The following is a 26,946-nucleotide window of genomic DNA, read 5'->3' on the forward strand; positions in this document are numbered from 1 at the left end:
GCTCAGGCGTTCAATGCCTCGACTCGCTCTTGTCCTGCTCGGCGGCCGCGAGCACGGCCTCGCGCCACAGCCGCGCGGGGATGAAGGTCCGCAGCTGCTCCATCGCGCGCTCGATGAGCTCCGGATGCAGCTCATGGCCCACCTTGGGCAGCACGTCGGCGGTGATGTCGGCGCCCAGCGCCATCAGCTCGCGCGCCGCGTTCAGCAACGCGGGATACGGCAGCTCCGCATCGTCCTTGCCATGCAGCAGGTGGATCGACACATCCTTTGGCGCATGCTGCGGCCAGTAGGCATACGCGCCGCCGAAGGCCAGCACGCGCCCCGCCAGTTGCTCCTCCTGCTGCAGCGCCTCCAGCGCCAGGATGGCGCCCTGCGAGAACCCGCCCAGCGCCACGCGCTCCCAGCTCATTTCCAGCTTCGCCGCCCAGCGGCGCACCAGCGCGATCAGCTCGGGCACCGCCGCCGTCAGGCGCGCCGCCTTGGCCGCGTCATCGCCCTGCTCGGAATACCACTGGAACCCCGCCCCGCCGCCCGGGATGGCGTCGAACGGCTCGAAGCCCTCGGGCAGCACCAGGGCCGCACGCGGGTACTGGCGATGCAGCGCCTCGGCCAGCGGGCGCATCTGCTCGGCGTCGGCGCCGGCACCGTGCAGCAGCACGAACAGCAGGTCGGGCGATCCGTCCTTGGGGATCAGCACATGGGCTTGGGTCATGGGGCGCGATTGTCCGTCAGGGGCCGTCGATGCGTTCCAGCGCGGCCCGAATGTCCGCGGCGTTCGTGGGCCTGACCAGCCGCTCCACCTCCTGGCCGTCGCGCATGAAGATCAGCGTCGGCCACAGCTTGACCTTGAAGGAACGCCCGAGCGGCTGCCCCTTCCCGTCCTCGACCTTGATGTGCTGGATGCGCTCGTGGCCGCCGCCGAAGGCCTCCACCAGCAAGGGCTGCGCGGCCTCGCAGATCGGGCACCACGAGGCGCCGAACTCCACCAGCAGCGGATGCTCCTTGGACAGCGTGTCGACGGCGTCGCGGATCGGCTCGGTCAGCGCGTAATGGGCATTCATCGGCATGGGGAACTCCTGCTGGGTCGGGCCGGAAGGGCGCGCAACGCGAGGCCACGTCGGGCCGCTCCGGCGGGTTTCAAGCCTCAGGCCGCGGCGCGGCGCAGGCTCATCTCGAACACCACGCCTTCCGGCACATTGAATGCCCGGATGCTGCCATCCATCTTCGCCAGATAGGTCCTGGCGACGAACAGACCCTGCCCGCGACGTTCCCCGGCGGCTTGCGGCGCGGTGTCGGAGACGCCGTATTCGAAGATCGTCTCCAGCATCGCCGCGTCGATCGGCGGCCCCTGGTTGTGGATGCGCAGCAGCACCACGCCGGGCTCGCCGGCCTCCAGCGTGAGGGCAATGGGCGTGCCCTCGGGCCGGTAGCGGTCCGCGTTGCGCAGCACGTGGGTGACGGCGTCCTCCAGCGCATAGGCCTCGGCCCGCACTGGCAGCGGCTCGGGCAGCGCCGTCGAGAAGCTGACGCCGTCGATGCCGGCGTAATGCGCGTTGGCGGCGATCTCCCGGCAGAAGGCGACCAGGTCGAGCGCCTGCGGATGCAGGTCGGCCGAGGCCAGCGCCTCGCTCGGCGGCGCGCTGCCGTAGAGCACCTTCACCGCCTGCTGCATCCGCTGCACGTAGCGATGGCTGGCATCGTCCGGCGCGCCGTGCAGCACCATCAGCGATTGCAGCGGCGACATGATCTCGTGGCCCACCGCATGCCACATCTCGCGCTCGCGCTCGGCGCGCAGCTGCTCGCGACGCAGGCCGTCCTTCACGCGGCTGAGCGCGTCGGCCAGGCTGCCGGCCAGGATGCCGAGCTCATCGCGACCGCGCAGGTCAGCCACGTCCAGCTCGCCGATGCGCTGGTCCGCGCGTGCGTCCTGCATGTTGTAGGACACCGCCGCCGCGCGCTTGGTCAGCACGGCGATGCCGCGGATCAGGCCCAGCTCCACCATCAGCCAGGCCAGCGCGACCGCGGCCAGCATCGCCGCGGCCAGCCAGGCCAGCGGCCGAGCCTCGAGCGCGAGCTGGCGGTCCAGGCTGCGCAGGTCGCCGCGCAGCTCGAGCCGGTAGCGGCCGCTCGGTGTGGCGACCTCGTCGGAGGCGGTCAGCCAGCGCACCTCGGCGGCATCGGTGCCGGCGCCCACGCCCAGCACCTCGCCCCGCACCGGCAGCCGGCGCATCACGTGGATCAGCCACGGCAGCGCGCGCTCGGACAGGTCCGGCCCGCGCCGCTCGGCGATGGTCTGCGGCTGCCGGCCCTGGCGCTCGATGCGCAGCGTCTCGCCGGGCTGCAGCGAGGCGCCGATGCGGTCCAGCGACTGCGCCAGCGACGCGCCCGGCCGTGCGCTGTCGAAGAGCACCGGGCCGTCGCCATGCGCAGCGTCGCTCGCGGGCGGGTCAGCCGCCGCCGCGGCCGTCGACGCGCCCGGGGCCGACCTCGCCGGCTCGGCGGGACCGAGCAGTTCCACCCGCACGCGCGCCTGGTCGAGGTCCGCCGGCGGCCACACCGGCCGCGCGCGATGGCCGTCGCCATCGAACAGCGCCGCCTGGAAAGCCTCCACCGGCAGCCGGATCGAATAGAAGGTCCGCCGCACGCAGTCCGGACCGCTGCTGCCTTGGGCGCAGGGGCCCTCGCGCCAGAGCCAGCCGCGGAACTCGCGCACCGGCCGGGCCTTGCCGGGCAACTGCGGCCCGGCGCCGATGAAGCCGGTCAGCCGCCCGCGCTGGGTGCCGTCGGCCGCGGCTGCGCCTTCGAACGGCGCGATCCAGGTCTGCGTCTCGCCGCGCAGCGTCAGCGTGACGCGGGCGCGATGGACGCCGGCCAGGTCGAGCGCGCCATGCTGGCGCCCCGTCAGCGGGCCGCTCTCCAAGCTGCCGACGAGATAAAGAAAGCCGCCCGCATAGGCGTTCGCGCCGACGGCGGCGCACAGGCTCGCGCCGTCGGGCCAGCGCAGGCCGCAGCCGGCCATCTCCACGGCGCGCTGGGCCTTGTTCTGGTCGTCGAAGTCGATCGCCGAGAACGGCAGCAGCACCGGCGCCTGGCCGTCGCGGCCGCCGGCGCTCATCGTCGGATTGAGCAGCGCGAGCTGGCCGCTCGGATGGCGCAGCTGCAGCACGATCTCCGCCAGCGACTGCCGGAAGCCCTGCGCGTAGCGCTGGTAGGCGCGCTGTTTCTGGTCGATCAGCACCGTCAGCACGAGGCCCACCGTCGCCAGCGCCAGCAGCAGGAAGGCCAGGTGCACCACCGCGCGACGCCGGAACGCCGCCAGCCCCAGGCGCGGCACGGCCAGCGCCGGCAGCTCGACCGGTCCGAGCTTCATGCGGACGCCTTCATCGCGGACCGTGCCACCTGAATCCCCGCATCGGCACGTTCTCGATCGCGTCGAAGTCGGGATCGACTTCCTTCAGCGCCTCGCGCAGCGTGGACACATGCTTGCGCACGTTGTCGCGGGTGCGGCCGCTCTTCACCACGTCATAGAGCTCCTCGTACGACACCACCTCCGGCGCGCGCTGATGCAGCGTCGCGAGGATGCGCTGCGCGGTCAGCGGCAGGTTGATGCGCTGTCCCTTCCACAGCGGGCTGCGCTGCCAGAGCGGGTCCAGCTGCAGCGCATGCGGCGCGGCCGCGGCCGGCTCGGCGCTCGCGCGGGCCCTCGCGGCGCGCAGGATGTCGAGGAAGGTGTCGATGAACTCGGCCTCGTCGAAGCTGGTCTTCTGCAGGTAGTCCCAGGCGTCGAGCGCCTTCATGATCCCGCGGTAGATCGCCGCCGGCATCGCCGACACCACCAGCACCGGCGTGCCGGCGCCCAGCTTGTTGATCTCGTTGATCAGCGCGATGCCGGCATTGCGCTCGCGGCCGAGCTCGATGTCGAGCACGACCATCTCGTAGCGCTCGCGGGCCAGGGCGGCCTCGGCGGCGTCGCGGTCGAACCATTGATCGACCTGCAGCTCGGGTCGCGCGGCGCGGATCCAGCCGGCCAGTTGCTCGCTGGTGGGGCGGTCGTCCTCGATGACGGCGACCTTGTTCCTGGGGATGACCATGGCGCCGGATTATGGACAGCCCCGGCCGCCCGCGCGCCGCCGCCCCGTGAAGGTTTCTTCCGGACCGTGAAGGGAGGCGCCACCCGCCCGCATTGAGGCTTCCGCGCCGTCTCCGGACCATGAGCGACATCCCAACAGCCCGTGAGCGGGCACCCCGGAGGACCTCATGAACGACCGCCTGCAATCGATCCGCAACGCCGCTGCCCGGCTGAAGGCTCGACTGCCCGGCTTCTCCCGCCGCGCCGATGCCGGCCTTGGCACCGACCTCGGCGACGAAGGCGCCGGCCTCGAGCGCACGAGCGCCGGCGCCGACGGCTTCGGCCGGCGCGCCGGCGCGGGCCTGGTGCGCGCGCTGCCCTGGCTGGCTGGCCTGACGGCCGTGGCCGGCGCGGTGGCCTTGCTGGTGACGCACCCGCCGGTGCACGAGGTGCCGCGCGGCGCCGTCACGCTGCGCACCAACACGCTGACGGGCGGCGTCACCGAGGCGCGCTCGGGCTCGGTGCTGAAGCTGCCCGGCCTGCATGAGGTCCGCGACCTTCCGGTGCGCGACCGCAGCTACCACCCGACCCGCTTCGCCCGCGCCGATGGCGAGGCGCCGCTGCAGTCGCTCGAAGGCCTGTCGCTGGGCCTGGACCTGACGGTGCGCTGGACCGTCGACCCGAGCCGCCTGCCGCAGCTGGCCGCCTCGCTGCCCGACGACATCGAGGGCGACGTGATCGCCCCGGCACTGCAGGGCATCGTCTATCGCCAGATCGCCACGCACACCGTGCGCGAGATCTTCTCGACGCAGCGCGGCCCCATCCAGGCGGCGCTCGAAGGCGAGCTGCGCCGCAAGCTGGCGCTGGACGGCATCGTGCTGCGCGGCCTGGAGATCGGCAACGTCGACCTGCCCCACGAGTACCGCGAAGGGCTGGAGAACCTGCTGGCCGAGGGCCTGGCGAGCGAGAAGATGCGCTACACGCTGGCGCTCAAGGAGAAGCAGGTCAAGCAGACCGAGCTCGAGGCTGCGGCCGAGAAGGTGCGCCGCGAGACGGCCGCCGAGGCCTCGGCGCGCGAGCAGGTCATCGCCGCCAAGGGCCAGGAGGAGGCGATGAAGCATGTGCTGCCCTTCAAGCAGCGCCAGGTCGAGCAGCGCCAGCTGGAAGCGGAGGCGGAGCGCGTCGCGCGGGTCCGCATGGCCGAGGGCAACGCGCAGGCGCGTGGCATCGAGGCCGACGGCGAGGCTAAGGCGCGCGAGAAGCTCGCCGATGCCGAGGCGTATCGCCAGACGCGCATCGGGAAAGTCGCCGTCGACCAGATGGCCGCAGAGGGCGCGCTGCTGAGCCGCCATCCGCTGCTGATCCAGAAGGCCATGGCCGACAAGCTGTCCGACAAGGTGCAGGTGATCATCGCGCCGCCGCCGGCCGATGGCGGCTTCATCGGCAAGACGCTGCTGGGGACGAAGCAGGAGCCCGCCCAGGAACAGGGTGCCCAGTGAAGGCCATGAATGCCATGAACGCGATGAACGCCAGGAACACCTTGACGACCTTGAACACCCCGGCGGCCGATGCCGTCGGGAAGGGGAATGCCATGGGCCGCATGAAGCTCGTGATGGCCGCCGCCATCGCCGCTGTCGCCGTGCAACTGCTGTGCGTCCACGCCGCCGACGCGGCGACGGACGAGGTCGCGCCGAAGCCGCCGATCAAGCGCACCGGCGCCGCTGACGGCGTCGCACCGGTGCGCACGGCGCTGGTGGTGCAGGACAACGTCGCGCTGCGCGCCGCGGCGAAGGACGGCTCGCCGGCTCAAGCGCAGCTGTGGCGCGGCGAGGCGTTGGAGATCCGCGGCGAGCGGCCGGATCATTTCCAGGTCTACGACTACCGACGCGAGCGCGGCGGCTTCGTGCGCAAGGCCGCGCTGCTGCCGCTGGCCGGCCCGGCCGCGCAGCCGGAGGCGCTGCTGGCCGCGCTGCGCGTCGTGCGTCAGCAGCCGGGCGCGGAGTCGCTCGGGCTGGGCCTGGCCGCCGCCTACGTGCAGGCGGCGAGTGCGGAAGAGATCAACGGCGCGGACGGTGCCGAGGCGCTCGACGCGATGGGCACGCTGGCCGAGCGGCTGGCGGATCGCGCTTCGCGTGTGCAGCCCAAGGCGGATGGCTCGACGACGGCGGCGGAGACGCAGGTGGCCGCGCAGCTCGACGTGGCCGCGCGCTACGGCCTGCGCTTCCGCTCGCTGGAGCGCGAGGCCGGGGCGATGCAGCTCTGCTACGACGGCGAGGCGTTCCGGCGCGTGCTGGCGATGCCGGCGTCAACGCCCGAGCAGAAGGCGCGCGCGGCGCTCGCGCTGACGCGTGTCGACTGCCTGGATCCGGCCGCGACGCCGCCGAAGCGGGAGCAGATGGACCAGTGGCGCGCGGACGTGCTGGACAAGGTCGAGCTGCGCGATCCGGCGCTCGCGACGCACTGGCGCAATCGCGTGCTGATGCGCCAGTCGGGCGTGTGGAGCAGCCTGGCCTTCATCCGCGCACGGCGTGCTGGTGCTGGCGCGGGCGCAGGCGAAGGCGTGCCGGTCGCGAGCCTGCAGGTGGATGCATCGTCGGCCGCGTCGCGGCGAGCGCTCGAGGCGTTCGCGCGCATCGTGCCGGCCGAGCTGTCGGACGACGACCAGCGCGACTACAACGACGCGGCGATGCGCGGCAACGCGATGCGCTGGGCGGCGCTGCCCGCGGGGCCGTCGACGCAGACGCTGGGCGGCTTCACGTTGACGGTGCTGCCGGGCCAGCCGGGCGAAAGCTGCCTGACGCTCGCCATGAACGGCGCCAAGGAGGGCAGTCCGCCGCTGCTGCGCCACTGCGCGTGGGGGCTGGTGATGACGGCCTCGGCGCGGATCAACCGCGAGGGCAATGCGATCGCGATCGCGTCGGTGCCGGCCGATGGCTGGCGCGAGCTCTGGCTGCTGCGCCGCACGGCGCAGGGCTGGCGGATGACGGCGCTGCCGCCGGTGGCGGCGCAGCCGGGCCTGGGCTACGCGGAATTCGCCGGCTGGGTGCCGGGCGGCAAGGAGCTGCTGGTCGCGCGCGAATCGCGTGCCGAAGGCCGCTACAAGCGCAGCTACGAGCAGGTCGACCTCGACACGCTGGAGACGAAGCGCCAGGCCGGCGATGTCGCGATGCTGGGCGCGTTCCAGCGATGGCAGGCGGCGGATTGGAAGGGGGCCAGCCTGAGCGCCAGATGAGGAGGTCCGCTGCGCGCCGCCGCGCCACTGCGTCGCGGCCGCGTTCCTGGTGAACGGATGAACGGTGGACGGTGGACGGTGGACGGTGGACGGATGGGGAGCCGATCAATCGAAATCCCGCACCCGCTCCCGCGCCACCTGGAGCACCCGCTCGCTCAGCGCGAGAGCCGCCGCATCAGCCTGGAGGGACGGGGGCAAAGCGAACTGGTCCAGCGCCGCCGTCATCGACGCCAGCATCTCATCGATGGCGACTTTCGCGTCGCCCGCCCGCAGGTCGGCGATCGCCGCCAGGGCCAGGAAATCGGCGCGGCGCAGGCGCTGGGCCTTGCCGTTCACCTTCAGCGCCATGGCGTCATGCTGGAGCCCCGGGAACACGCGGGTCGTCAAGGTGTCGTAGACCGGCGCGAGCCGCACGTGCCGGAACGTGGCAGCGCCTTCCTGGGCGGTCTTGAGCATCGCCATGTTCTTGAGGTGCATGTCGCCGTCGCCGATCAGCCAGGCGAAGAGCGCCCGGCGCAGCAACGTCATGACGTCCTCGTCGGGCGACGTCGACAGCGCGCGCACCGCACGGGCCACGCGCTCCATCGTGCCGGTGTACTTGTCCCTGGGGTCGAGCGCGAGCACCGAGCACAGGTCCTCCATCGCCAGGAGACGGGTGTCGTCCAGCTGAAGGCGGATGTCGAAGCGCTCCACGATCAGCGCCGCCGGCAGGTCGTCGGGCATCGCGACAAGCGCGTGATCAGGGACCTCGAAGCCCACGCCGCGGGCCAGCGTCAGCCCGATCCATTCCGCCACCGGAAGTCCTTCGAAGCCGGCGGCACCTGCCGGCTTGAGGATGTGGGTGAAGGGCAGATGCGTGGCGATCAGCAGCGTGCCGTCAGCCGCCAGGTGCATGGGGGCCTTGACCTGCACGCCTGACAGCCGCGGCGTCTGCTGGTTCGCGAAGAGCTGCGCCAGGCGGTGGGCGAAGTCGGCGTCCATCGCGTCGCGCCGTGGCCCGGCGTAGTGGCCGCTGAACATGCCGTCCCGCGTGAAGTCGGCCAGTCGCGTCGTCAGCGTGTCCTGCGGCAAGGCGGCCAGTTCCGCGCGTCGCTCCGAAATCGTGATGTTGGACATGTAGCGCTTGCCGCGCCGCAGGACGTCACGGTCGCTCGCGTCGTGCAGGACGGACTCCAGCCAGCCTTCCGGCAGCAGCGACACGATGAACGGCGGCAGCCGTCCCGGCGTGGTCTGGCGGATCAGCGGCGGCAGGACCGGGCCGGCGCTGCTGGCGTTCCAGCGCCATTCGGTGCCGTCATGGGCCAGGTCTCCCAGCGCAAGGCCATGCCAGGCGACGGTCAGGTCGAACGCGGCCTCGTTGCGCATCGGGCCGTCCGACTGCTGCTTCAGGAAGCGTTCGGCGCCTTCGCCCTCGCGGTACCACTCGTTGTCGCGCGCCAGCGTCCACAGCGCATCGGCAGCGCGTTGCGCGTCGCCGTACTCCTGCACGAGTCGCGCGGCCAGGGCCTCGCGCATCGCCAGGTCCATCGACTGGGCGTGCTCGCTGCGCAGGCGAAACGCCTCGAGGAAGCGCTGGCGCAGGGAGGACACCGGGATCGGCAGCTCGCCCCATCCATCGGCGACCACGGCGTCGATCGTGGATGGGCGCGCCGGGGCGCGGTTCTGGACGATCTCCAGGCCGCGCAGCCGTGTGCGTTGACTGCGCTGCCCCGAGATGTAGAGGCGACCATCACGGGTCGGCGCGAGCAGCACGGCGCTCGCGGCCGAGAGAAAGGCGCGGGGGTAGAGATAGCGCGCGATGCGCACCGCATGCCGCAGGACGAGGTCGTCCGCGTCATCGCCGGCGTCCACGTAGATGCCGCGCATCAGCTGGATCAGTTCGCCTGTTTCCGCTCTGCGGTAGCCGCGGTTGGCGTCCAGGTTCTCGCCGACGAGGTAGAGGCTCATGTGATTTTCTCGCACTTCAAGTGCGCGAAAATTACCAGACTGGCCGTTCTGTCTCAAGATTTAGGCGATTCCGGAGCGGATATCGTGGTTTTCGCGCACTTGAAATGCGAGAAAACCACGTCGCCGCCATCACCCCGCCGTCAGCCTCACCAGCACCTGCCGCAGCCGCTGCGCGTCGATGGGCTTGGTGAGGAACTCGTTCATCCCGGCGCCGAGGGCCTCGTCGCGCTCCTGCACCAGTGCCGCGGCGGTCAGCGCGACGATGGGCAGCTGCGTGGGGTCGTAGCGCTGGCGCAGCTGGCGCGTGGCCTCGTGGCCGCTCATGACCGGCATCTGCACGTCCATCAGCACCGCGTCGAAGGGCTTGCCCATGCTGGCCGCCGCCGTCACCGCTTCCACCGCCTGGCTGCCGTCGCTGGCCTGCGAGACCTCCGCGCCCCACTGCTCCAGCATCGCCACGGCGATCATCATGTTCACCGGGTTGTCCTCGACCATCAGGATGCGGCGCCCCGCGAGCTCCGCATCGTCCGCCGGCGCGCGGCGCTGGGCGCTCATCGGCGCGGGCGCGGCGGGCAGCGGCAACTCGGCCCAGAAGGTCGCGCCGGCACCCGGCTGGCTCTCCACGCCGACCTGGCCGCCCATCAGCGTGGCCAGCTCCCGGCAGATCGACAGCCCCAGCCCCGTGCCGCCGTAGCGGCGCGTGGTCGATTCGTCGGCCTGGGTGAAGGGCTGGAACAGCCGCTCGTGCATCGCCTCGGCGATGCCGGGGCCGGTGTCGCTGACCTCGATGCGCAGCCGCCGCTCGTCCAGCCGGCGCACCCGCACGGCGACGCTGCCCTGCTCGGTGAACTTCAGCGCGTTGCTCAGGTAGTTGCTCAGGATCTGGCGCGTGCGCACCGGATCGCCGATCACCCAGCCGGGCACCGCGTCCTCCACGTCGATGCTGAAACCCAGCCCGCGCGCCTGCGCCAGCGTCAGGTAGCCCATGCGCATGGTGGCGAGCATGTCGCGCAGCGCGAAGGGCACCGTCTCCAGCGTCAGCCGGCCGGCCTCGATCTTGGACAGGTCCAGGATGTCCGACATCAAGCCCGACAGGCTTTCCGCGCTGTCCACCATCTGGTCCAGGTAGTGGCTGCGGGTGTCGCCGGCCAGGTCCGGCTGCTGCAGCAGCCGCGCCAGCCCCACCAGGCCGTTGAGCGGCGTGCGGATCTCGTGGCTGATGTTGGCCAGGAAGGCGCTCTTGGCGCGGTTGGCCGCCTGCGCCTCGTCCTTGGCCTGCGCGAGCGCCGCCTCGACGCGCCGGCGCTCGGTGACGTCCTCCATGATCCAGATCGTGCCGCCGCGGCTGGGGTGGTTGGGGTCCACCGCGCGGGCCAGGATCCGGCACAGGAAGCGGCTGCCGTCGCGGCGCCGCATCAGGCGCTCGGCCTCGACCTGCTCGCCCGCGGCCAGGCGCGGACCAAGTTCGCGGCCGACCGCGTCATAGTCGTCCATGCCCGGCCACACCACGCTGCCCGGCTGGCCGATCAGCCCGCCGGCGGGCCAGCCGAACATCTCCTCCACCAGGCGGTTGGCTTGGACGAAACGCTGGTCGCGCGTCAACGCGATGCCGATCGAGGCGTTCTCCAGGATCGCCGCGTGGACCAGCCGGGTGCGCTCGGTGTCGCTGACGTCACGCCCGTTGACCACCAGGTAGGACACGCCGTCCAGCACGAACGGCGCCGCCGACAGCAGCATCGGGATCGCCTGGCCGCGCCGGTTCACGAAGGTGGCCGACATGTCGCTGACGCGGCCCTGCTGGCGCAGCGCCTCGATCAGCCGCTCGCGGTCCTCCATGTCCTGCCAGATGCCGACTTCCTCGGCGGTGCGGCCCAGCACCTCGTCGGCGCTGTAGCCGCTCATCGACTCGTAGGTCTTGTTGACCATCACGTAGCGGCCGCTGACGGTCTCGGTCAGGGTGACGACGTCCGGGCTGGTCGCGAACAGGTGCGACAGCAGCGCCTCCGAGCGCCGCAGCGCCTCCTGCGCGCGCGAGGTCTCGGTCTGGTCGATGAAGAAGGACAGCGTCGCCGGACCGGTGGCCGCGTCCACGCGCACGCTGGTGGCCTGCACCAGGCGGCGTCGGCGCGACAGCGTGCGCAGCCGGAATTCCGTCATCGGCAGCATCGCCCCCACCGGCAGCGCCTCGATCTTGGCGGCGCGCTGGCGGGCGCGTTCCTCGTCGCCGGGCTCGTAATGCGAGAACAGGTCCTGGCCGATCATCGACGAGCGCTGGGTGTAGCCGAACATCGCCATCGCCGCCGGATTGGCGTCCATCACCCGGCCCCAGCGGTGCAGCACCAGCGGCGAGGGCGAGCGGCGGAACAGCTCGCGGTAGCGGGTCTCGGTGGCCACCATGGCCTGCTCGGTCTGGACCTCGTCGGTGACGTCGCGGCCCACGCCCCAGTAGCCGCGGAAGTTGCCCTTGGCGTCGAAGCGCGGCTCGCCGCTGATCGAGACGTAGCGCAGCGTGCCGTCCTCGGCCGTGCGGCGCATCACCAGGCCGCGGAAGGGGCGGTGCGATTCGAGGTCGGCACGGTGCGCGTCGAGCTCCTCGTCGGACAGGCCCAGGTGCTCGATCTCCCAGGGTGCGCGGCCCAGCCGCTCGGCGATGGACAGGCCGGACGCGCCGGCGTGGTGCTCGGCCAGGTGGGTGAAGCGGAACTGGCGATCCATCTCCCAGTACCAGTCCGCCGCCATGTTGAGCAGGTGGCGGAAGCGCGAGTGGCGCTCGTTGACCTCCTGCATCGCGCGCCGGATCAGCTTGGCGGTGCCCAGGCCGACGACCAGGCCGGCGCTGAGCAGCAGCAGCTGCGTGATCAGCCTCGCAGTCAGGCCGACCGGCGCGGTGCCGACGTGGATCCAGCCGCCGAGCTCCGCCGATGCCAGTCCGCCCAGCGCCGCCAGGCCCAGGCCGAACAGCGACAGCCCCGCGCCCAGGCCGATCATGCTGGTGCCCAGCGCGACCATCAGCCCCATGATCCCGAGGCTGGCGGCGTTCAGCCCGAGCTGGCGCGAGACGGCGAGCGACAGCGCCGTCGCCATCGCCAGGCCCATCAGCAGGAGGGTGGCGGCCGGACCGCGGTCGGCGGGCAGCTTCCAGAGCATGGCCAGCGCGGCGAAGGTGGTCACCAGCGCGAGCGACGGCGGCACGAGGCCGCGCAGCGGCTCGGCCGCGCCGGCGCTGGCCAGCAGCAGCAGGCCCGCCAACCCGGACAGCAGCACGCACGCGGCCATGAACAGCCGCGCGGCGCGCCATTGCAGCGTCGCGGGCAGGCGGTCGCCGCGCGACAGCTCCTGCCCCACCAGACTGCTCAGATCGTCCTGGGAATCCTTGCTCACTCGACCTTGCCCAACTCGTTGTGTCCGGGGACCTTGCGCGGTCGCTCTCGCGGCGACGGGGGACGAGGGCCGCGTCAGCCGGTTCGGCGCGCGGCGGCCTCGGAGTGCAACGTCCGGTAACGGAGTCTCGGCGAGCGGGGGCCGATCTGAAGCGTCGAGAAATCCCGAAACGCGTGCCTGCCGGCTCGCGCCCGGGGTTTCTGCCAATTAGTTGGCGAGCGCCGTGAGGCCCCGGTCAGGCGGTGGTGGCGGGGCGCAGGCTGTCGCGTGTCGCCAGCGCCACACGGCGGGCGGCGGCGGCGAAGTCCTCGCCAGCGGACGCGTAGAGCACCGCCCGGGAGGAATTCACGATCACCGTGCCGGCGTCCCGGCGCCAGCCGGCGGCGACGGTGGCCGCGGCATCGCCGCCCTGGGCGCCCACGCCGGGGATCAGCAGCGGCAGCGTCGGCGCGAGTTCGCGCACGCGCTCGATCTCCTTCGGATAGGTCGCGCCGACCACCAGGCCGAGCTGGCCGTTCGTGTTCCAGTCGCCCTGCGCGATCGCGGCCAGGTGCTCGAACAGCCGCGGCTGGCCCGGCACGTCGGCCAGGCGCTGCATTTGCCAATCGTCGCCGCCGGGGTTGGAGGTGCGGCACAGCAGGAAGGCGCCCTTGTCGGGATAACGCAGGTAGGGCTCCACCGAGTCGCGGCCCATGAACGGGGACAGCGTCACCGCGTCGGCCTGGTAGCGCTCGAAGGCCTCGCGGGCGTACTGCTCGGCGGTGGCGCCGATGTCGCCGCGCTTGGCGTCCAGGATCACCGGCACGTGCGGCGCGTTGCGCTTGATGTGGGCCATCAGCTGCTCGAGCTGGTCCTCGGCGCGGTGCGCGGCGAAGTAGGCGATCTGCGGCTTGAACGCGCTGACCAGGTCCTTGGTCGCGTCGACGATGGCGGCGCAGAAGTCGTAGATCCTGCCGGCGTCGCCCTTCCAGTGGGCGGGGAACTTGGCGGGATCGGGATCCAGGCCGACGCACAGCAGGGAGTCGTTCAGGCGCTCGGCGGCCTGCAGCTTCTGCATGAATTTCATGAGGTGTCCGGGAGAAAGTCGTTCGGGGGGCCGGGCGTGTCGGCGCTGACCGGGGCCGGCGGGGTGCGGTATTGTCCCGCTTTTGCCTGGCGGGCCCCGATCGGACCCGCCGGTGCCGGACGACGCTCACGGGCGCTGGGAGGCGCGGATGGAAGTCTTGAGGACGGCGCGGCTGCGGCTGCGGTGGTTTCGCCAATCGGATGCGGCCTTCGTCCGCGGGCTGCTCAACGAGCCGGCGTGGATCGAGCACATCTACGACGCGCAGGTGCGCACCGACGAGCAGGCCGCCGCCTGGATCCGCGAGCGCCTGGAGGCGCGCTACTGGCTGCTGGGCTTCGGCTTCTGGGCCGTCGAGCGGCTCGAGGACGGGGAACTGCTCGGCCTGGCCGGCGTGATCCAGCGCGAGGGGCTGCCGCATCCGGACATCGGCTACGGTTTCCCGGCGCGTTTCTGGGGCCACGGCTACGCGCGCGAGGCGGCGTCGGCGACCTTCGACTACTGCCGCCAGGTGCTGGGCATGCGGCACCTGATGGGCACCACGGCGCCGGAGAACCATCCCTCGGGCCGCGTGCTGGTGGCCATCGGCATGACCGACGAAGGCGAGCAGCAGACCGAGGCGCATGAGGGGCTCTCGCGCGTCTACACCTGGCACGACCCGGTCGAGCGCAGCGACGCCGAGGAGATCGCCGCGCTGCGCCTGCGCTGGCGCGCGGCGCTGACCGGACCGGCGCGCGCGGCGCTGACCGCCTGCCTGACGCCGGAGGCCGTCGACCGCGTGATGGCCAGCCGCACCGACCTCTCGCCGCAGGCGCTGGATCACCTGGCGCAGCGCTGGGCGCCGCTGGCGGACGATCCCACGCTGCGGGCCGTGCGCACGCCCGCCGGCTGGCGCCTGGACGTGCCCGTCGACCGCTGACGGCCGGTCGGCGATCGCTGCGCGCGCGTATGCGCGGTGGCGCGCGCGCTTAAGCGTGGCTGAAGTCGACGGCAGGGGGCCTCGCCTATGCTCGCGGCCATGGACATTTCTGCTCAGAGCGCCGCGCGCATCCTGCTGATCGAGGACGACGAGCGCCTGGCGCAACTGGTCGCCGATGCGCTGCACAAGGCCAACTACGCCGTCACCGTCTGCGGCGACGGCCTGGCCGGCGAAGCGCTGATGCGCCAGGAGCCCTTCGAGCTCGTGCTGCTGGACGGGCACCTGCCGGGCAAGGACGGTTTCGACGTGCTGCGCGACACCCGGCGCGATTTCGCCGGCCGCATCGTCATGCTGACCGCCCGCGACGACGACATCGACCAGGTGCTCGGCCTGGAAGGCGGCGCGGACGACTACATCGCCAAGCCGGTGGCGCCACGCGTGCTGCTGGCCCGCCTCAAGGCGCTGCTGCGCCGGGACGCGCTGCCCGCCGCGCATCCGGTCGGCGAGGCGCTGCACTTCGGGCCGCTGACGTTGCTGCCGCAGTCGCGCGAGCTGCGCCTGCATGGCGAGCCGGTGGCGCTCACCACCGCCGAATACGAGCTGCTGAACTTCCTGGCGCAGCGCGCCGGCCAGGTGGTCAGCCGCGACGACATCATGCAGGGCCTGCGCGGCCTGGAGTTCGACGGCCTGGATCGCGCGATCGACGCGCGCATCTCGCGGCTGCGCAAGAAGATCGGCGACGACGCGCAGGCGCCGGTGCGGATCAAGACGGTGCGCGGGCAGGGCTACCTCTTCGCGATCGACTGATGGCCGCGATGACGCTGCGCGCCTCGCTGCTGCGGATGGCGCTGGGACTGGGGCTGGCGGTGCTGGCGCTGATCCTGCTTGTCGAAGGCCTGGTGCTGATCGGCGCGTCCGAGGTCACCAACGACTACGTGCGCAACTTCATGCGCGGCACGGTCGACCTGCTGGTGCGCGACCTCGCCCCGCTCGATCCGCCGGCGCGGCGCGAGCGCGTGCGCGAGCTCGATGCGCAGTTCGACTATCCGGTCCGGCTCGTGCGCACGGACCTCACGCCGCTCAGCGCCGAGCAGCGCCGCCGGCTGGGCCGCGGCGAGGTGCTGGTCACCGGCTTCAACCGCCGCATCTACGCCGCCTTGCCCGGCGAACCCGACCAGCTGCTGCTGCTCGGGCCGCTGGACTCCAAGCGCGCGGGCGAGCTGCCGAAGGAGCTCGCGGCGCAGCTGGGCGTGGCGGTGGTGATCGCGCTGGCGGTCGCGCTGATCGCGTGGTGGCAGCTGCGGCCGCTGTGGCGCGACCTGCGCGGCCTGCAGCGCGCGGCGGAACGGCTGAGCGCGGGACGCCTGGACACCGAGTTGCCGCCGCTCAAGAGCCGGCTGTTCGCGCCGGTGGCCGCCGCGACGCGCGCGATGCTGGAGCGGCTGGCGGCCGCGATGGCGACGCAGCGCGAGCTGACCGGTGCGGTCTCGCATGAGCTGCGCACGCCGCTGGCGCGGCTGCGCTTCGCGGTCGACGCGCTGGTCGACGAGGACGACCGCGATCGGCGCGAGCAGGCGGTGATGGCCTGCGAGCGCGACATCGACGAGCTCGACGAGTTGATCGACGCGAGCCTGACGCTGGCGCGGCTGGACATGGGCGCACTGCAACCGAACGTGGTGCAGGGCGACCTGGGCGACATGCTGGTGCGGGAGGCCGCGTCCCTGGCGCCGCTGCTCGACGGCAAGGCGCTCGACACCGACCTGCGCCTGCCCGCCGCGCTGCCCTTCGACGAGCGCCTGCTGCCCTATGCGGTGCGCAACGGCCTGCGCAACGCGGCGCGTTACGCGAAGGCCCGCATCCTGCTGTCGGCCTGGGTGGAGGCGGGGCAACTCTGGCTCGCGATCGATGACGACGGCGAGGGCGTGCCGCCGTCGCTGCGCGAGGCGGCGTTCGAGCCCTTCAAGCGGCTCGAGCGCAAGGGTCGCGGCACGCGCGGCTTCGGCCTGGGGCTGGCGATCGTGCGGCACGTCGCGCATGCGCACGGCGGTCACGCGCGCCTGGGCGAGGCGCCGCGCCTGGGCGGCGCGCGGCTGCTGCTGCACTGGTCGGCGCAAGGCTGAAGACCTCGCGCCGCGTGCGCAAGCCGCCCTGTGAAGCTTCGTGTTGCGCCGCGCGCGCCGCTGTCATCGACGGTCACACAAGCGCCCAACTCGGTCCACAGACACCGGCGGGTCGAATTCCCAGAATGAGCTCCATGTCGAACGAGCCTGGCGGTTGTCCAAGGCACCCCCGGACGACATCGATCAACAGCTCTGAAGGAGTTTCGAATGAACCGCAACAACAACAACGCCCGCACCTCGATCAACGGCAAGAAGGCCGGCCTGCTGGCGGTCGCCGCCGCGGCGCTGACCCTGGGCGTTGGCGTGGCGCACGCCGACCCGGTGACCCCGTACTACATCGGTGGTGACGTCGGCAAGACGACGCAGCGCGTGGATGGCAACTCGCAGAAGCGCACCTCGGACAGCTACAGCATCTTCGGCGGCTACAAGTTCAACGAGAACTTCGCGGCCGAGATCTCCTACACCGACCTGGGCAAGGTCAGCTTCGACGGCGTGACCGCGAAGAACAAGGTCTACGCGCTCGACGGCATCGCCCGCGCGCCGCTGGGTGCCGGTTTCGGCGTCTACGGCAAGGTGGGCCTGGCCTACGCCCAGCGCGACTTCAACAACGGCCTGGGCGACAAGGACAAGACGGGCCTGAAGCTGGGCGTGGGCGTCGACTACGCGCTGACGAAGAACGTCTCGCTGCGCGCCGAGGCGACCCGCTACAACGACATGCCGCAGGCCAACGGCTTCAACAAGAAGGACGATCGACTGAGCATGGGCCTGGCCTACCAGTTCTGATCGACCGACACGGTTGACCGGTGCCGATTCCCCCCGGCACCGGCGCCTTCCGGGCTGCTCCTGAGCGACACCCGAAACCCCCTGATTCCCGGAAGGCGCGAGGGCAGTGCAGTGATGCGCTGCCCTCTTTTTCATGCGGGCTGCCGATGGGCGACGCCGCTCAGGCGCCAAGGGGTCTTCAGATCCGCTTCGCCAGCGCCTCGGCCGTGCCGATGTAGTTGCCCGGCGTCATCGCCAGCAGGCGCTGCTTCTCGGCCTCGGGCAGTTCCAGGCCCTGGATGAACTGCTGGATCGATTCGCGAGTGATCGACTTGCCGCGCGTCAGTTCCTTCAGCCGCTCATACGGGTTGGGCAGCGCGTAGCGGCGCATCACCGTCTGGATCGGCTCCGCCAGCACTTCCCACGACGCATCGAGGTCCGCGTCCAGTGCCGCCTGGTTGAGCTCCAGCTTGTCCAGGCCCTTGCTCAGCGAGTCATAGCCCAGCAGCGCGTAACCCAGCGCCACGCCCATGTTGCGCAGCACCGTCGAGTCCGTCAGGTCGCGCTGCCAGCGCGAGATCGGCAGCTTCTGGCTCAGGTGCGTCAGCACCGCGTTGGCCAGGCCGAAGTTGCCCTCGGCATTCTCGAAGTCGATCGGGTTGACCTTGTGCGGCATCGTCGACGAGCCGATCTCGCCCGCCTTGGTCTTCTGCTTGAAGTAGCCCAGCGACACGTAGCCCCACACGTCGCGCGACCAGTCCACCAGGATGGTGTTGGCGCGCGTCACGGCGTCGAACAGCTCGGCCATGTAGTCGTGCGGCTCGATCTGGATGGTGTACGGGTTGAAGCTCAGGCCCAGCTGCTGCTCGATGACCGAGCGGCTGAACGACTCCCAGTCCTTCTCCGGATAGGCCGACAGGTGCGCGTTGTAGTTGCCCACCGCGCCATTCATCTTGGCCAGCAGCTTGACCTCGGCGATCACCGCGCGGGCGCGGCGCAGGCGCGCCACCACGTTGGCGATCTCCTTGCCCACCGTCGTCGGGCTGGCCGTCTGGCCGTGCGTGCGGCTGAGCATCGGCGCCGCGGCATGCGCCTGCGCCATCTCGGTCATCTTGGCGATCACGCGGTCCAGCGCCGGCAGGATCACCTGCTCGCGCGCGGCCTTGAGCATCAGGCCGTGGCTGGTGTTGTTGATGTCCTCGCTGGTGCAGGCGAAGTGCACGAACTCCCCGGCGCCCTCCAGCTCCGGCTTGCCGGCGAACTGCTGCTTGATCCAGTACTCGACCGCCTTGACGTCGTGGTTCGTGGTCTTCTCGATGTCCTTGATCGCCTGCGCGTCGCGCTCCGAGAAGTGGGTCACCAGCGCGCGCAGGAACTCGCGCGTCGCGGCCGGCAGCGGCTTGAACTCGGCCAGGCCCGCATCCGACAGCGCGATGAACCATTCGATCTCGACCTGCACGCGGCGGTGCATCAGGCCGAACTCCGACAGCAGCGGGCGCAGCGCGGCCATGCGCGACGCATAGCGGCCATCCAGGGGCGACAGGGCGGTGAGGGCGGAGAGATTCATGGCGCGCGCCGGCCGGACCGGCCGTTCAGGGGGTGGGACAAACCCGCGGATTCTACAGAGGGGGTCACAATAGCCCCCGCTCCGGACCCGCCCCGCCCCCCGAGGCGCGGCCTCCGGCAGGCGCCAGCGCGGCGCCGACGAGGCGGCACGACCCGCCTCGCGTGAAGCTTCGAGGGAAGGCATGCAAGAGAGAAGTCAACGCAAGGGCGCCGTCTGGATGAGCGCCCTCACGACCGCGGCGTGCGCCGCCACGATGACCCTGACGAGCGGCTGCAAGCCGACCGGCGACGCGCCCAAGCCGCTGGCCCCGCTGGAGGCGGCGTCCGCCAATCCGGCGGTCAGCGCCACGCTGCTGCGCCAGAGCGACGAGCTGCTCGCGCGTCATCGCCAGATGATCGTGCTGATGGACGGCGAGGCCGCGCTCAAGCCCGCCGAACGCGAGGCGGTGCGCGCTGTCGGCCTGATGCTGTTCCACGACATGCAGGAGAGCATCCGCGCGCTCGGCGAGACGGCGGCCCGCAGCACCGATCCCGCCGGCCTGGCCGCGCTGTCGCAGCTGCTGGACCGGATCGAGCAGGAGCCGTCGTGGTTCGACGCCGACCGGCTCGCGTTCAAGGAGTTCCTGACGCAGCTCTCGCAGCAGTTCTCGACCTCGCAGAGCATCGCCGGCCTGAAGCTGGCCAAGCGCGCCAGCGAGGACCTGGGCGTGCTGGCCGAGATCGAGGACGCCTACGAGCAGGAACTGCGCGACACCTTCGGCCGCTTCGCGCAGCGCGGCATCGTGCCCAAGCGCGAGAAGTGGACCGATTACGTCGCCAAGCTCAAGGCGCTCTACGCACGCGAGCGCATCCTGAAGGACTACGCGACCATCCTGCCCGACCTGCAGGCGCGCCCGAGCGTCGTCGCCGAGACGCCGGCAGGGACCGCGGCCACGGCGGCGACCGCGGCGTCGGCCGCCACGCGCGGCCCCGGCAAGGAGGAGCGCGAGTTCTTCGGCCGCCAGCTGCCGCCCAAGACGGTGCTGCTGACCTTCGACGACGGCCCGCATCCGCGCTACACCGACGAGATCCTGGAGATCCTCAAGCGCTACCAGGCGCCAGCCGTGTTCTTCGAGCTGGGTCGCAACCTGGGCAGCGTCGACGCCAGCGGCAAGGTCAAGCCGGGGCCGGGCAGCGAGGTCGCCAAGCGCGTGCTCGCCGCCGGCCACCCGATCGCGAACCACAGCTTCAGCCACGGCGTGATGTCCAAGTTCGAGCTCGACAAGGTCCGCCAGGAAGCGAGCTCGACCGAGGCGCTGCTCGACGCCGCCGGCCGCGACGGCCAGGCGCTGTTCCGCTTCCCCTACGGCGCGCGCAACGACGCGGCGCTCGGCGCCATCGAGGCGCTCAAGCTGCGCTCGATGATGTGGAACGTCGACTCGCTGGACTGGTCCGATCCGATCCCGAAATCGATCGCCGCGCGCGTGCTGGGCGAGCTCGGCAAGCAGCAGCGCGGCATCGTGCTCTTCCACGACATCCACGCCCGCACCGTCGAGGCGCTGCCGCTGGTGCTGGACCAGCTCAAGGCCGAGGGCTACAAGTTCGCGGCCTGGAAGGACGGCCGGATCGTCGCCGTCGACGCGCCCGCCGCGGAGGCCGCGCCGGACCTGGCGGGCGCCAACCTCTACCGCGACAGCGTCGCGCTGGTGATCGGCATCGACCAGTACAAGAGCTGGCCGCGCCTGCAGCATGCGGTGCGCGATGCCCAGGCCATCCAGGAAACGCTGCGCACGCAATTCGGCTTCCGGCCCGAGAACATCACCACGCTGACCGACGGCGACGCCACACGCGCCAACATCCTGCGCGCGCTCAACGCGATGGCGCGCAAGGGCGGCGATGGCCGGCTCAAGCGCGATGACCGCGTGTTCGTCTTCTTCGCCGGCCATGGCAGCACGCGCAAGCTGCCCAGCGGGCGCGACGTCGGCTACATCATCCCGGTCGACGCCGGCACCGACGACCTGCAGACCGACGCCATCGCGATGCCGCAGCTGCAGGAGCTCAGCGAGGCGCTGCCCGCCAAGCATGCGTTCTTCGTCATCGATGCCTGCTACTCGGGCCTGGGCCTGACGCGCGGCGGTGCGGCGGGCAGCAGCGCCAACTTCGTGCGCGACAACGCGCGCCGGCTGGGCCGCCAGATGATGACGGCCGGCGGCGCCGACCAGCAGGTGGCCGACGACGGCCCCGGTGGTCATTCGGTGTTCACCTGGACGCTGCTGCAGGCGCTGTCGGGCAAGGCTGACCTCAATGGCGACGGCCTGATCACCGCGACCGAGCTGGCGGCCTACGTCGCGCCGGCGGTGTCGGCGATCGCGCACCAGACGCCAGCCTTCGGCAGCCTGCCCGGCAGCGAGGGCGGCGAGTTCATCTTCGAGCTGGCGTCCGCGCAGGAGCAGGCGCTGAGCGGCGACAGCAACCAGCTCGACGCCAAGGCCAGCGCGATGGCCAAGCAGGCCGATGACGCCCGCAATGCGCAGCTGCAGCCGGTCGCCCAGGCCACCGCGCCCGCGGGCGCCGCGCCGGGAGCGGCCGCGGCGAGCGCGACCGCGGTGCAGGTCACGCTCAAGGGCCTGGACGGCACGGACACGGCGATCGCGACCAGCGCCGCCCCCGCGCCGATCAGCGCGCGCGTCGCGGCGCAGCGCGCCAACGACCGCGGCCTGCAGCTCTACAAGGAGCGCCGCTACGACGAGGCCGAGGCCGCCTTCACCGAGGCGCTCAAGCTGCAGCCCAAGTTCGCGCTGGCCGCCAACAACCTGGGCTTCATCTACTACAAGCGCGACAAGCCGGCCGAGGCCGCGCGCTGGTACCGCAAGGCCATCGAGATGGACGGCAGCCGCGCGCTGGCCCACCTGAACCTCGGCGATGCACTGCTGCGCGCGGGCGACGAGGCGGGGGCGCAGGTGGCGTACCGCGCATTCATCGAGCTCTCGCCCCAGCATGCGCGCGCTGCGGGGCTGAAAGCCTGGATCGAGCACCCGGACAGCGCGCCCAAGCCGGAACCGCCGCGTTGATCGAGGGTCCGCCGCGCGGCAGGAGCCGCGCGCGGACCCGTCGGCGGCGTCGACTGGGGCGCCACTGCCGCGTCCATTGCGGCTCGATCGCAGCGGTGATCGGGACATCGATCACGGCATTGCCCCTGGCGTTGGGCAGGTCCGACGCCAGGCGGGTTGTCCCTGATGTGAGGGGCGTGGGCTTGCTGCTTAATCCGGCCTTTCCCGCTCGGTTGACGTCTGGTTACCGCTTCGTCCCATGGTTTCGCTGGCTTCCGATGGCGTCGCACCGCGCCTGATCCGTGTGCATCAGATCGATCCCCTCGCGTGGGCGCCGCTGCTCGCGGCCAGCCAGGGCGAGGGCTGGCAGATGCTGGGCCGGCTGATGGACGAATGGCGCAGCGGCGCCAATCGCTACGAGCAACCCGGCGAATCGCTGTGGGCCTGGTTCGATGCCAACGGCCAGGCGATCGCGGTCGGCGGCCTGAATGTCGAGCCCGCGCCGGGACGTCCCGGCACCGGCCGCATGCGGCGCTTCTACGTGCACCCGGCCTGGCGAGGCCACGGCCTGGCGCGGCGGCTGGTCAACGCGGTGCTGGCCAGCGCGCAAGGCCACTTCAGCCGCCTGCATGTGAATTGCGAGAGCCCCGAGTCCGCGTCCTTCTGGAGCCGCTGCGGCTTCGCCCCGATCGGCGCGCAGCGCGAGCCGATCGAGCGCCCGGCCCGCTACACCCACGTGCGGCTGCTCCCGCGCTACCAGGCGGCCTGAACGGGCGGCCGCGAAGGCTCGGGTCGCCTCGGGCCGCTTCAGATCGCTTCAGGCCGCTTCACACCGGCTTTGGCGGCCAGTGCTTCGCGCAGACTTCGGCGACGTGGGGCAGGGCCTCGATGCGCTGCAGCAGCGCGAAGAAGGCCGGACGCTGTTCCTCGAGGAACTTCCGTGACCCCGACCACTTCGACACGATCACCGCCATCACGTCGAGCGCGCCCGGCCGGGCGCCGCTGAGCCACGGATCGCCGGGGAACATGTCCGCGAACAGCGCCCAGTGGTGATGCAGCCGGGCCTTCGTGCCGGCGACGATGGCGTCGTGATCGGCCTTGTCGCTGCGGGTGGTGTAGCGGCCCGGGTAGTCGATGACGCTGATGCAGCTGTAGCAGTTGGCCGCGATGTAGACCAGGCCGCGCAGCACGCGGTCACGCTGGCGTTCGTCGTCGCCGAGCAGCCCGGCCGCCGGGAAGCGCAGGCCCAGGTGCATCAGGATCGCGCCGCTTTCCGTCAGCACCTCGCCCTCGGGCGTGCGCAGCGTCGGAATCTGCATCAGCGGATTGAGCGCGCGCAGCGCCTCCTGCGCCGAGGCGTCCTCCCACGACGAGGCGTGTACCGTGCGGTAGGCCTGTCCGCACCAGCGCAGGCCGATCTCCACGATCGACGAGCCGGAGCCCTGGGTGCCGTACAGGACGTAGCCGGCGTCCGACGCCGGACTGGAGACGCTCATGTCGAACTCCACGGGAATGGGGAGCGGCGAGTGTAGGAGCCGCTCGCGCCGCGCGACGGAAGCCCGCGTGCCGGGCAGGGCGGTGGGCCCGGCCGGTTAGCGCTCGAAAAACTTCATCCGTTCCTCGTCGGCCGGATGGGTGTTGAAGGCGATGCGCAGCAATTCGCCGGCGCCCGCCTTGGCCTGCTCGCCGACCTCGCGGCCCAGCGTCTTCGGCTCGGAGGCGCGCTCGGCCTTGGCCTGCGCGGTCCTGGCCGCGCGCCACGCTCCGATGCGCTCGAACAGCAGCAGCATCGCGCGCGGCGAGCGGCCGCTGTCGATCAGCAGGCGCTTGGCCTGCGCATCGGCCTCGCGCTCGAAGTCGCGCGAATAGCTGGCATGCGTCAGCGCCGCCGGCGCCGCCGCCAGCAGGCTGGAGAAGTCGCCGATCGCGAAACCCAGCAGCGCGCCGGTCAGGCTGGCGCGCATCGTCAGCCGCAGGCCATGCTGCTCGCGCACATGGCCCAGTTCGTGGGCCAGCACGCCGAGCACCGCGTCGGGCTGGTCGCCCAGCAGCTTCAGCAGGGCGTCGGTGACGACGATGTGCCCGCCCGGCAGCGCGAACGCGTTGGGACCGATCGTGTCGCCGGCATCGCGGAAGTGCAGCTCGTAGGGCGTCGACTCGCCGGGCTGGCTCGCGACCATCGCCGCGAAGCGCGCGCGCCATTGCTGCTGCGCCTGCGCGTCCAGCCGGCTGGGCTTGAGGAGGTAGCCGTCGAGCTGGTCCATCGACTCGTCGCCGATCGACTCGCCGACCGAGGCCGGCAGGTGCCACGCGATGGTGTCGGCGGCCGCCGGCACGCCCCACTGCCAGACCACCGCGCCGACGGCGACGACCACGCCGAGCGCGACGACCGAATGCCGCCAGCTGGAGAACCAGCGCACCGCCAGCCCGCCACCGAGCCCGCGGCCCTGCGTCGCGGCCGCGGCCCAGTCGTCCCAGCCGACGGCGTCCCGCGTGCTCAGCACGCCGCCGTCGGGCAGCTGGGCCTGGCGCTGGCCGTGGCGCGTGCGTTCCGGCCACTGCACCTGCCGGATCGGGTAGCGCCGCTCGACGCCGTCCAGGTCCTGGTCGTGGATGATGAGCTGCTCATGCTCCAGCCACAGGCGCACCGGCCGCGCGCGGGCGCTGCGGCCGTCGAAGTAGTCCGCCAGCAGCGTCGGCGCGCCCGAGGCCTGGCCCGTCATCACAGGCCCATGTCGATGCCGAAGAAGTCGCCGGCGAGTTCGCCCGCGGCGTCCTGCGGGGCGCTGCCCTGGCCGGCCACCCAGGTCTCGGGGTCGCCGTCCATCGTCACGCTGACGGCCTCCAGCCGCAGGCGCGTGGTGTGCACGACGGCGAAGGGCCGGTACAGGCCCAGGGTGACCAGCGTCAGCACCCAGTTCTTCAGCGTCAGCCAGGTCAGCGCGCCGACCTTCAACTGGCTGGTGAAGGACAGGTCCTCGGTGGTGGTGCCGTTCCAGACCAGGTTCTGGAAGCGGGCGGTGAAGAACGGTCCGAGCAGCGCGAAGTACAGCAGGTAGCCGACCATCGCGCCCACGACCGCCGCGGCGCTGGCGGCTTTCGGCGAGTGCAGGACGAACATGCCGATCGCGAAGCCGGCGCCCGCCAGCACCAGCATGAGGATGGTGATGAGCAGCGTGACGCCCAGGGTCTTCAGGCTCAGCCAGTAGACCGGGCCGGCGCCCAGTCGCAGCTCGCCGTGCTGGGCGGCGATCCGGTAGCCGTTGTGCTGGTAGCGCTTGGCCGCGGCGATCACCCAGGGCGTCAGCAGCAGGATGGCGCCGGCGACCAGCAGGACCACCTTCTCGACCATGCCGAAGCGCGGCTTGCCGTCCACCGGCAGCCCCGCCGGGCCACCGACCACCTGCACCAGCAGGATCACGGCGGAGCAGATCCAGATCGGCAGCGCCGGGCCGTAGGCGCCCTTGAGCGTGCCGGCGAAGCCGAAGCGCAGGCCGCGCCAGCCGGTGTTGCCGAGCCGGAACTGCATGCCCGCGCGCCACAGCGCCGGCCAGATCGCGGCCATCACGCCGAAGGCGATCAAGCCGGCCATCGGCGAGAAGTGGCCCGCCGCCGAGTAGGTCCCCATCAGCACCAGCAGCAGCAGGTGGCCGCGGAACATCTTCCAGGGGTCGCCGTGGAAGGACAGCGCGTGGCCGTCGATCAGCGTGTTGGCGTAGAAGTAGCGGATGCGCCGCGCCTTGGCGAAGGGCCAGTACAGGCTGGCGGTGACGATCGTCAGCAGCAGGTTGACGATCCAGATCCGGAAATACTCGCTGCCCGATCCGGTGAACTGGATGTCGAGCTTGCGCTTGCGGAACTCCGACAGCGGCCATCCGGTCAGGCCGCCGGTCGCCGCGGCTTCTTCGTGCTGTTGCATGTTTCCCTCTTCTCGATGACCCCGGATTGGGGGGCCCTCCGTTGTTGTCCGCGCGGCGATGGTTCGCAGCGCGATCGTCGGCCGTGTCGGCCGCGGCCCGCTCAGCGGCGGGCGGGCGAGAGTGTGCGTCACCGGCGCAGGGGACGGCAATACACCCAAATGAGGGCAACCGACCTGTCGCTTGCGGGAGTCAGCGCGGGGAAGCGACTGGCTAGAATCCCGCGACACCATGAAGCTCATCGGATCCCTCACCAGCCCCTACGTCCGCAAGGTCCGCGTCGTCATGGCGGAAAAGAAGCTCGACTACCAGTTCGAGCTGGAAGACGTCTGGGGCAGCGACAACATCCTCAAGGTGAACCCGCTCGGCAAGGTGCCGTGCCTGGTCATGGAGGGGCAGGATTCGATCACCGGCGCCGTGTTCGACTCGCGCGTCATCGTCGAGTACGTCGACACCCTGTCGCCGGTCGGCCGCCTGATCCCCGACCGCGGCCGCGAGCGCTGCGAGGTGCGGACCTGGGAAGCGCTGGCCGATGGTCTGATCGACGCCTGCGTCGCCGCGCGCCTGGAACACACCTGGTCCGGTCGCGCCCCGGGCGAGCGCAGCGAGGCCTGGGTGACGCGCCAGATGAACAAGGTCCATGCCTCGCTGCAGGCGATGGCGCATGGCCTGGGCGAGAAGACCTGGTGCTCCGGCAACCACTTCACGCTGGCCGACGTCTCGCTGGGCTGCGCGCTCGGCTACCTGGATTTCCGCTTCCCGCAGATCGACTGGCGCGCGGCCTATCCCAACCTGGCCCGCCACTTCGACAAGCTGATGACGCGCCAGAGCTTCCAGGACACGGTGCCGCCGGCCAACGCCTGAGCCCCGCGGGCCCGCCGGTCCGCCACCCATCCCGCGACCCCACGAACGCCCGGCCCAGCCGGGCGTCGTCGTTTCCA

The 26,946-nt window shown here is 71.5% G+C and carries 20 protein-coding genes; 9 read left to right on the forward strand and 11 right to left on the reverse strand.

The annotated features are described in order from the left end of the window. Window positions 1–10: 10 nt before the first annotated feature. From ypfH to FHT38_RS23970, 4 genes are all read right to left on the reverse strand, one after another. A complete protein-coding gene (gene ypfH, locus FHT38_RS23955) occupies window positions 11–712 on the reverse strand; it encodes an esterase (protein WP_183493440.1) in 702 nt (233 codons plus the stop codon). 16 nt (window positions 713–728) lie between these two features. Beyond that, window positions 729–1,067, reverse strand: a complete 339-nt coding sequence (locus tag FHT38_RS23960; protein ID WP_147239926.1) for a thioredoxin family protein — start codon at window positions 1,065–1,067, stop codon at window positions 729–731. A 77-nt stretch (window positions 1,068–1,144) separates the two neighbouring features. Then, window positions 1,145–3,370, reverse strand: a complete 2,226-nt coding sequence (locus FHT38_RS23965; RefSeq protein ID WP_183493441.1) for a HAMP domain-containing sensor histidine kinase — start codon at window positions 3,368–3,370, stop codon at window positions 1,145–1,147. A 10-nt stretch (window positions 3,371–3,380) separates the two neighbouring features. Beyond that, window positions 3,381–4,091, reverse strand: coding sequence for a response regulator (locus FHT38_RS23970; RefSeq protein ID WP_183483928.1), 711 nt, complete (start codon window positions 4,089–4,091; stop codon window positions 3,381–3,383). Between the two features lie 166 nt (window positions 4,092–4,257). On the opposite strand from FHT38_RS23970, the gene FHT38_RS23975 reads away from it, so the two are divergent. Next, entirely contained in the window at window positions 4,258–5,568 is a 1,311-nt protein-coding gene (locus FHT38_RS23975) for an SPFH domain-containing protein (RefSeq protein ID WP_255488903.1), read from the forward strand. Between the two features lie 5 nt (window positions 5,569–5,573). Then, window positions 5,574–7,301 carry a hypothetical protein gene (locus tag FHT38_RS23980; RefSeq protein WP_255488904.1) on the forward strand — a complete coding sequence of 576 codons (1,728 nt, stop codon included), beginning with the start codon at window positions 5,574–5,576 and terminating at the stop codon, window positions 7,299–7,301. A gap of 105 nt (window positions 7,302–7,406) precedes the next feature. On the opposite strand, the gene FHT38_RS23985 is transcribed toward FHT38_RS23980, so the two are convergent. The 3 genes from FHT38_RS23985 to pyrF all read right to left on the reverse strand — a co-directional run bounded on the left by FHT38_RS23985 (window position 7,407) and on the right by pyrF (window position 13,695). After that, complete coding sequence (locus FHT38_RS23985; protein ID WP_183493442.1) at window positions 7,407–9,248, reverse strand: type II toxin-antitoxin system HipA family toxin; 1,842 nt, start codon at window positions 9,246–9,248, stop codon at window positions 7,407–7,409. Window positions 9,249–9,377: 129 nt separating this feature from the next. Beyond that, window positions 9,378–12,629 carry a PAS domain S-box protein gene (locus tag FHT38_RS23990; protein ID WP_183493443.1) on the reverse strand — a complete coding sequence of 1,084 codons (3,252 nt, stop codon included), beginning with the start codon at window positions 12,627–12,629 and terminating at the stop codon, window positions 9,378–9,380. Between the two features lie 235 nt (window positions 12,630–12,864). Beyond that, window positions 12,865–13,695, reverse strand: coding sequence for an orotidine-5'-phosphate decarboxylase (gene pyrF / locus FHT38_RS23995; RefSeq protein WP_091730638.1), 831 nt, complete (start codon window positions 13,693–13,695; stop codon window positions 12,865–12,867). A 148-nt stretch (window positions 13,696–13,843) separates the two neighbouring features. On the opposite strand from pyrF, the gene FHT38_RS24000 reads away from it, so the two are divergent. The 4 genes from FHT38_RS24000 to FHT38_RS24015 all read left to right on the forward strand — a co-directional run bounded on the left by FHT38_RS24000 (window position 13,844) and on the right by FHT38_RS24015 (window position 17,514). Beyond that, window positions 13,844–14,611 carry a GNAT family N-acetyltransferase gene (locus FHT38_RS24000; protein ID WP_183493444.1) on the forward strand — a complete coding sequence of 256 codons (768 nt, stop codon included), beginning with the start codon at window positions 13,844–13,846 and terminating at the stop codon, window positions 14,609–14,611. Between the two features lie 99 nt (window positions 14,612–14,710). Next, entirely contained in the window at window positions 14,711–15,418 is a 708-nt protein-coding gene (locus FHT38_RS24005) for a winged helix-turn-helix domain-containing protein (RefSeq protein WP_091731895.1), read from the forward strand. Beyond that, window positions 15,418–16,731 (forward strand): ATP-binding protein, encoded by a 1,314-nt coding sequence (locus FHT38_RS24010; protein ID WP_183493445.1) that lies wholly within the window; start codon window positions 15,418–15,420, stop codon window positions 16,729–16,731. Before FHT38_RS24005 ends, FHT38_RS24010 begins: the two co-directional genes overlap by 1 nt. 207 nt (window positions 16,732–16,938) lie before the next feature. After that, window positions 16,939–17,514 (forward strand): outer membrane beta-barrel protein, encoded by a 576-nt coding sequence (locus FHT38_RS24015; RefSeq protein WP_091730649.1) that lies wholly within the window; start codon window positions 16,939–16,941, stop codon window positions 17,512–17,514. A gap of 178 nt (window positions 17,515–17,692) precedes the next feature. Here FHT38_RS24015 and purB read toward each other — a convergent pair whose 3' ends face one another. Then, window positions 17,693–19,060, reverse strand: coding sequence for an adenylosuccinate lyase (gene purB / locus FHT38_RS24020; protein WP_183493446.1), 1,368 nt, complete (start codon window positions 19,058–19,060; stop codon window positions 17,693–17,695). A gap of 217 nt (window positions 19,061–19,277) precedes the next feature. Between purB and FHT38_RS24025 the strand changes: the two genes are divergently transcribed. Next, the gene (locus FHT38_RS24025) at window positions 19,278–22,109 is read left to right on the forward strand and encodes a polysaccharide deacetylase family protein (protein ID WP_255488905.1); all 2,832 of its coding nucleotides are present in this window, start codon (window positions 19,278–19,280) and stop codon (window positions 22,107–22,109) included. Between the two features lie 238 nt (window positions 22,110–22,347). Continuing rightward, a complete protein-coding gene (locus tag FHT38_RS24030) occupies window positions 22,348–22,857 on the forward strand; it encodes a GNAT family N-acetyltransferase (RefSeq protein ID WP_183493448.1) in 510 nt (169 codons plus the stop codon). 58 nt (window positions 22,858–22,915) lie between these two features. Here FHT38_RS24030 and FHT38_RS24035 read toward each other — a convergent pair whose 3' ends face one another. The 3 genes from FHT38_RS24035 to FHT38_RS24045 form a co-directional block, all read right to left on the reverse strand. After that, window positions 22,916–23,584, reverse strand: coding sequence for a glutathione S-transferase family protein (locus FHT38_RS24035; protein WP_183493449.1), 669 nt, complete (start codon window positions 23,582–23,584; stop codon window positions 22,916–22,918). Between the two features lie 96 nt (window positions 23,585–23,680). Further along, window positions 23,681–24,811: a M48 family metallopeptidase gene (locus tag FHT38_RS24040; protein WP_183493450.1), complete on the reverse strand. Its 1,131-nt coding sequence runs from the start codon at window positions 24,809–24,811 to the stop codon at window positions 23,681–23,683. After that, window positions 24,811–26,007, reverse strand: a complete 1,197-nt coding sequence (locus FHT38_RS24045) for a YjgN family protein (RefSeq protein ID WP_183493451.1) — start codon at window positions 26,005–26,007, stop codon at window positions 24,811–24,813. The genes FHT38_RS24040 and FHT38_RS24045 overlap by 1 nt, the downstream gene beginning before the upstream one ends. A gap of 229 nt (window positions 26,008–26,236) precedes the next feature. On the opposite strand from FHT38_RS24045, the gene FHT38_RS24050 reads away from it, so the two are divergent. Next, window positions 26,237–26,869 carry a glutathione S-transferase family protein gene (locus FHT38_RS24050; RefSeq protein WP_091730676.1) on the forward strand — a complete coding sequence of 211 codons (633 nt, stop codon included), beginning with the start codon at window positions 26,237–26,239 and terminating at the stop codon, window positions 26,867–26,869. Window positions 26,870–26,946: the final 77 nt, after the last annotated feature.

It is taken from the genome of Mitsuaria sp. BK041, assembly GCF_014193085.1.
GTDB lineage: Bacteria > Pseudomonadota > Gammaproteobacteria > Burkholderiales > Burkholderiaceae_C > Roseateles.

Bases quoted from the DNA above. Each gene is read 5' to 3' on its own strand.
- FHT38_RS24040 (WP_183493450.1), bottom strand. From the start codon at position 24,811: ATGACGGGCCAGGCCTCGGGCGCGCCGACGCTGCTGGCGGACTACTTC.
- FHT38_RS23965 (WP_183493441.1), bottom strand. From the start codon at position 3,370: ATGAAGCTCGGACCGGTCGAGCTGCCGGCGCTGGCCGTGCCGCGCCTG.
- FHT38_RS24035 (WP_183493449.1), bottom strand. From the start codon at position 23,584: ATGAGCGTCTCCAGTCCGGCGTCGGACGCCGGCTACGTCCTGTACGGC.
- FHT38_RS24050 (WP_091730676.1), top strand. From the start codon at position 26,237: ATGAAGCTCATCGGATCCCTCACCAGCCCCTACGTCCGCAAGGTCCGC.
- FHT38_RS23975 (WP_255488903.1), top strand. From the start codon at position 4,258: ATGAACGACCGCCTGCAATCGATCCGCAACGCCGCTGCCCGGCTGAAG.
- FHT38_RS24045 (WP_183493451.1), bottom strand. From the start codon at position 26,007: ATGCAACAGCACGAAGAAGCCGCGGCGACCGGCGGCCTGACCGGATGG.
- FHT38_RS24005 (WP_091731895.1), top strand. From the start codon at position 14,711: ATGGACATTTCTGCTCAGAGCGCCGCGCGCATCCTGCTGATCGAGGAC.
- pyrF (WP_091730638.1), bottom strand. From the start codon at position 13,695: ATGAAATTCATGCAGAAGCTGCAGGCCGCCGAGCGCCTGAACGACTCC.
- FHT38_RS23960 (WP_147239926.1), bottom strand. From the start codon at position 1,067: ATGCCGATGAATGCCCATTACGCGCTGACCGAGCCGATCCGCGACGCC.
- FHT38_RS23985 (WP_183493442.1), bottom strand. From the start codon at position 9,248: ATGAGCCTCTACCTCGTCGGCGAGAACCTGGACGCCAACCGCGGCTAC.
- FHT38_RS24030 (WP_183493448.1), top strand. From the start codon at position 22,348: ATGGTTTCGCTGGCTTCCGATGGCGTCGCACCGCGCCTGATCCGTGTG.
- FHT38_RS24025 (WP_255488905.1), top strand. From the start codon at position 19,278: ATGAGCGCCCTCACGACCGCGGCGTGCGCCGCCACGATGACCCTGACG.
- FHT38_RS24000 (WP_183493444.1), top strand. From the start codon at position 13,844: ATGGAAGTCTTGAGGACGGCGCGGCTGCGGCTGCGGTGGTTTCGCCAA.
- purB (WP_183493446.1), bottom strand. From the start codon at position 19,060: ATGAATCTCTCCGCCCTCACCGCCCTGTCGCCCCTGGATGGCCGCTAT.
- FHT38_RS23980 (WP_255488904.1), top strand. From the start codon at position 5,574: ATGAATGCCATGAACGCGATGAACGCCAGGAACACCTTGACGACCTTG.
- FHT38_RS24010 (WP_183493445.1), top strand. From the start codon at position 15,418: ATGGCCGCGATGACGCTGCGCGCCTCGCTGCTGCGGATGGCGCTGGGA.
- ypfH (WP_183493440.1), bottom strand. From the start codon at position 712: ATGACCCAAGCCCATGTGCTGATCCCCAAGGACGGATCGCCCGACCTG.
- FHT38_RS24015 (WP_091730649.1), top strand. From the start codon at position 16,939: ATGAACCGCAACAACAACAACGCCCGCACCTCGATCAACGGCAAGAAG.
- FHT38_RS23970 (WP_183483928.1), bottom strand. From the start codon at position 4,091: ATGGTCATCCCCAGGAACAAGGTCGCCGTCATCGAGGACGACCGCCCC.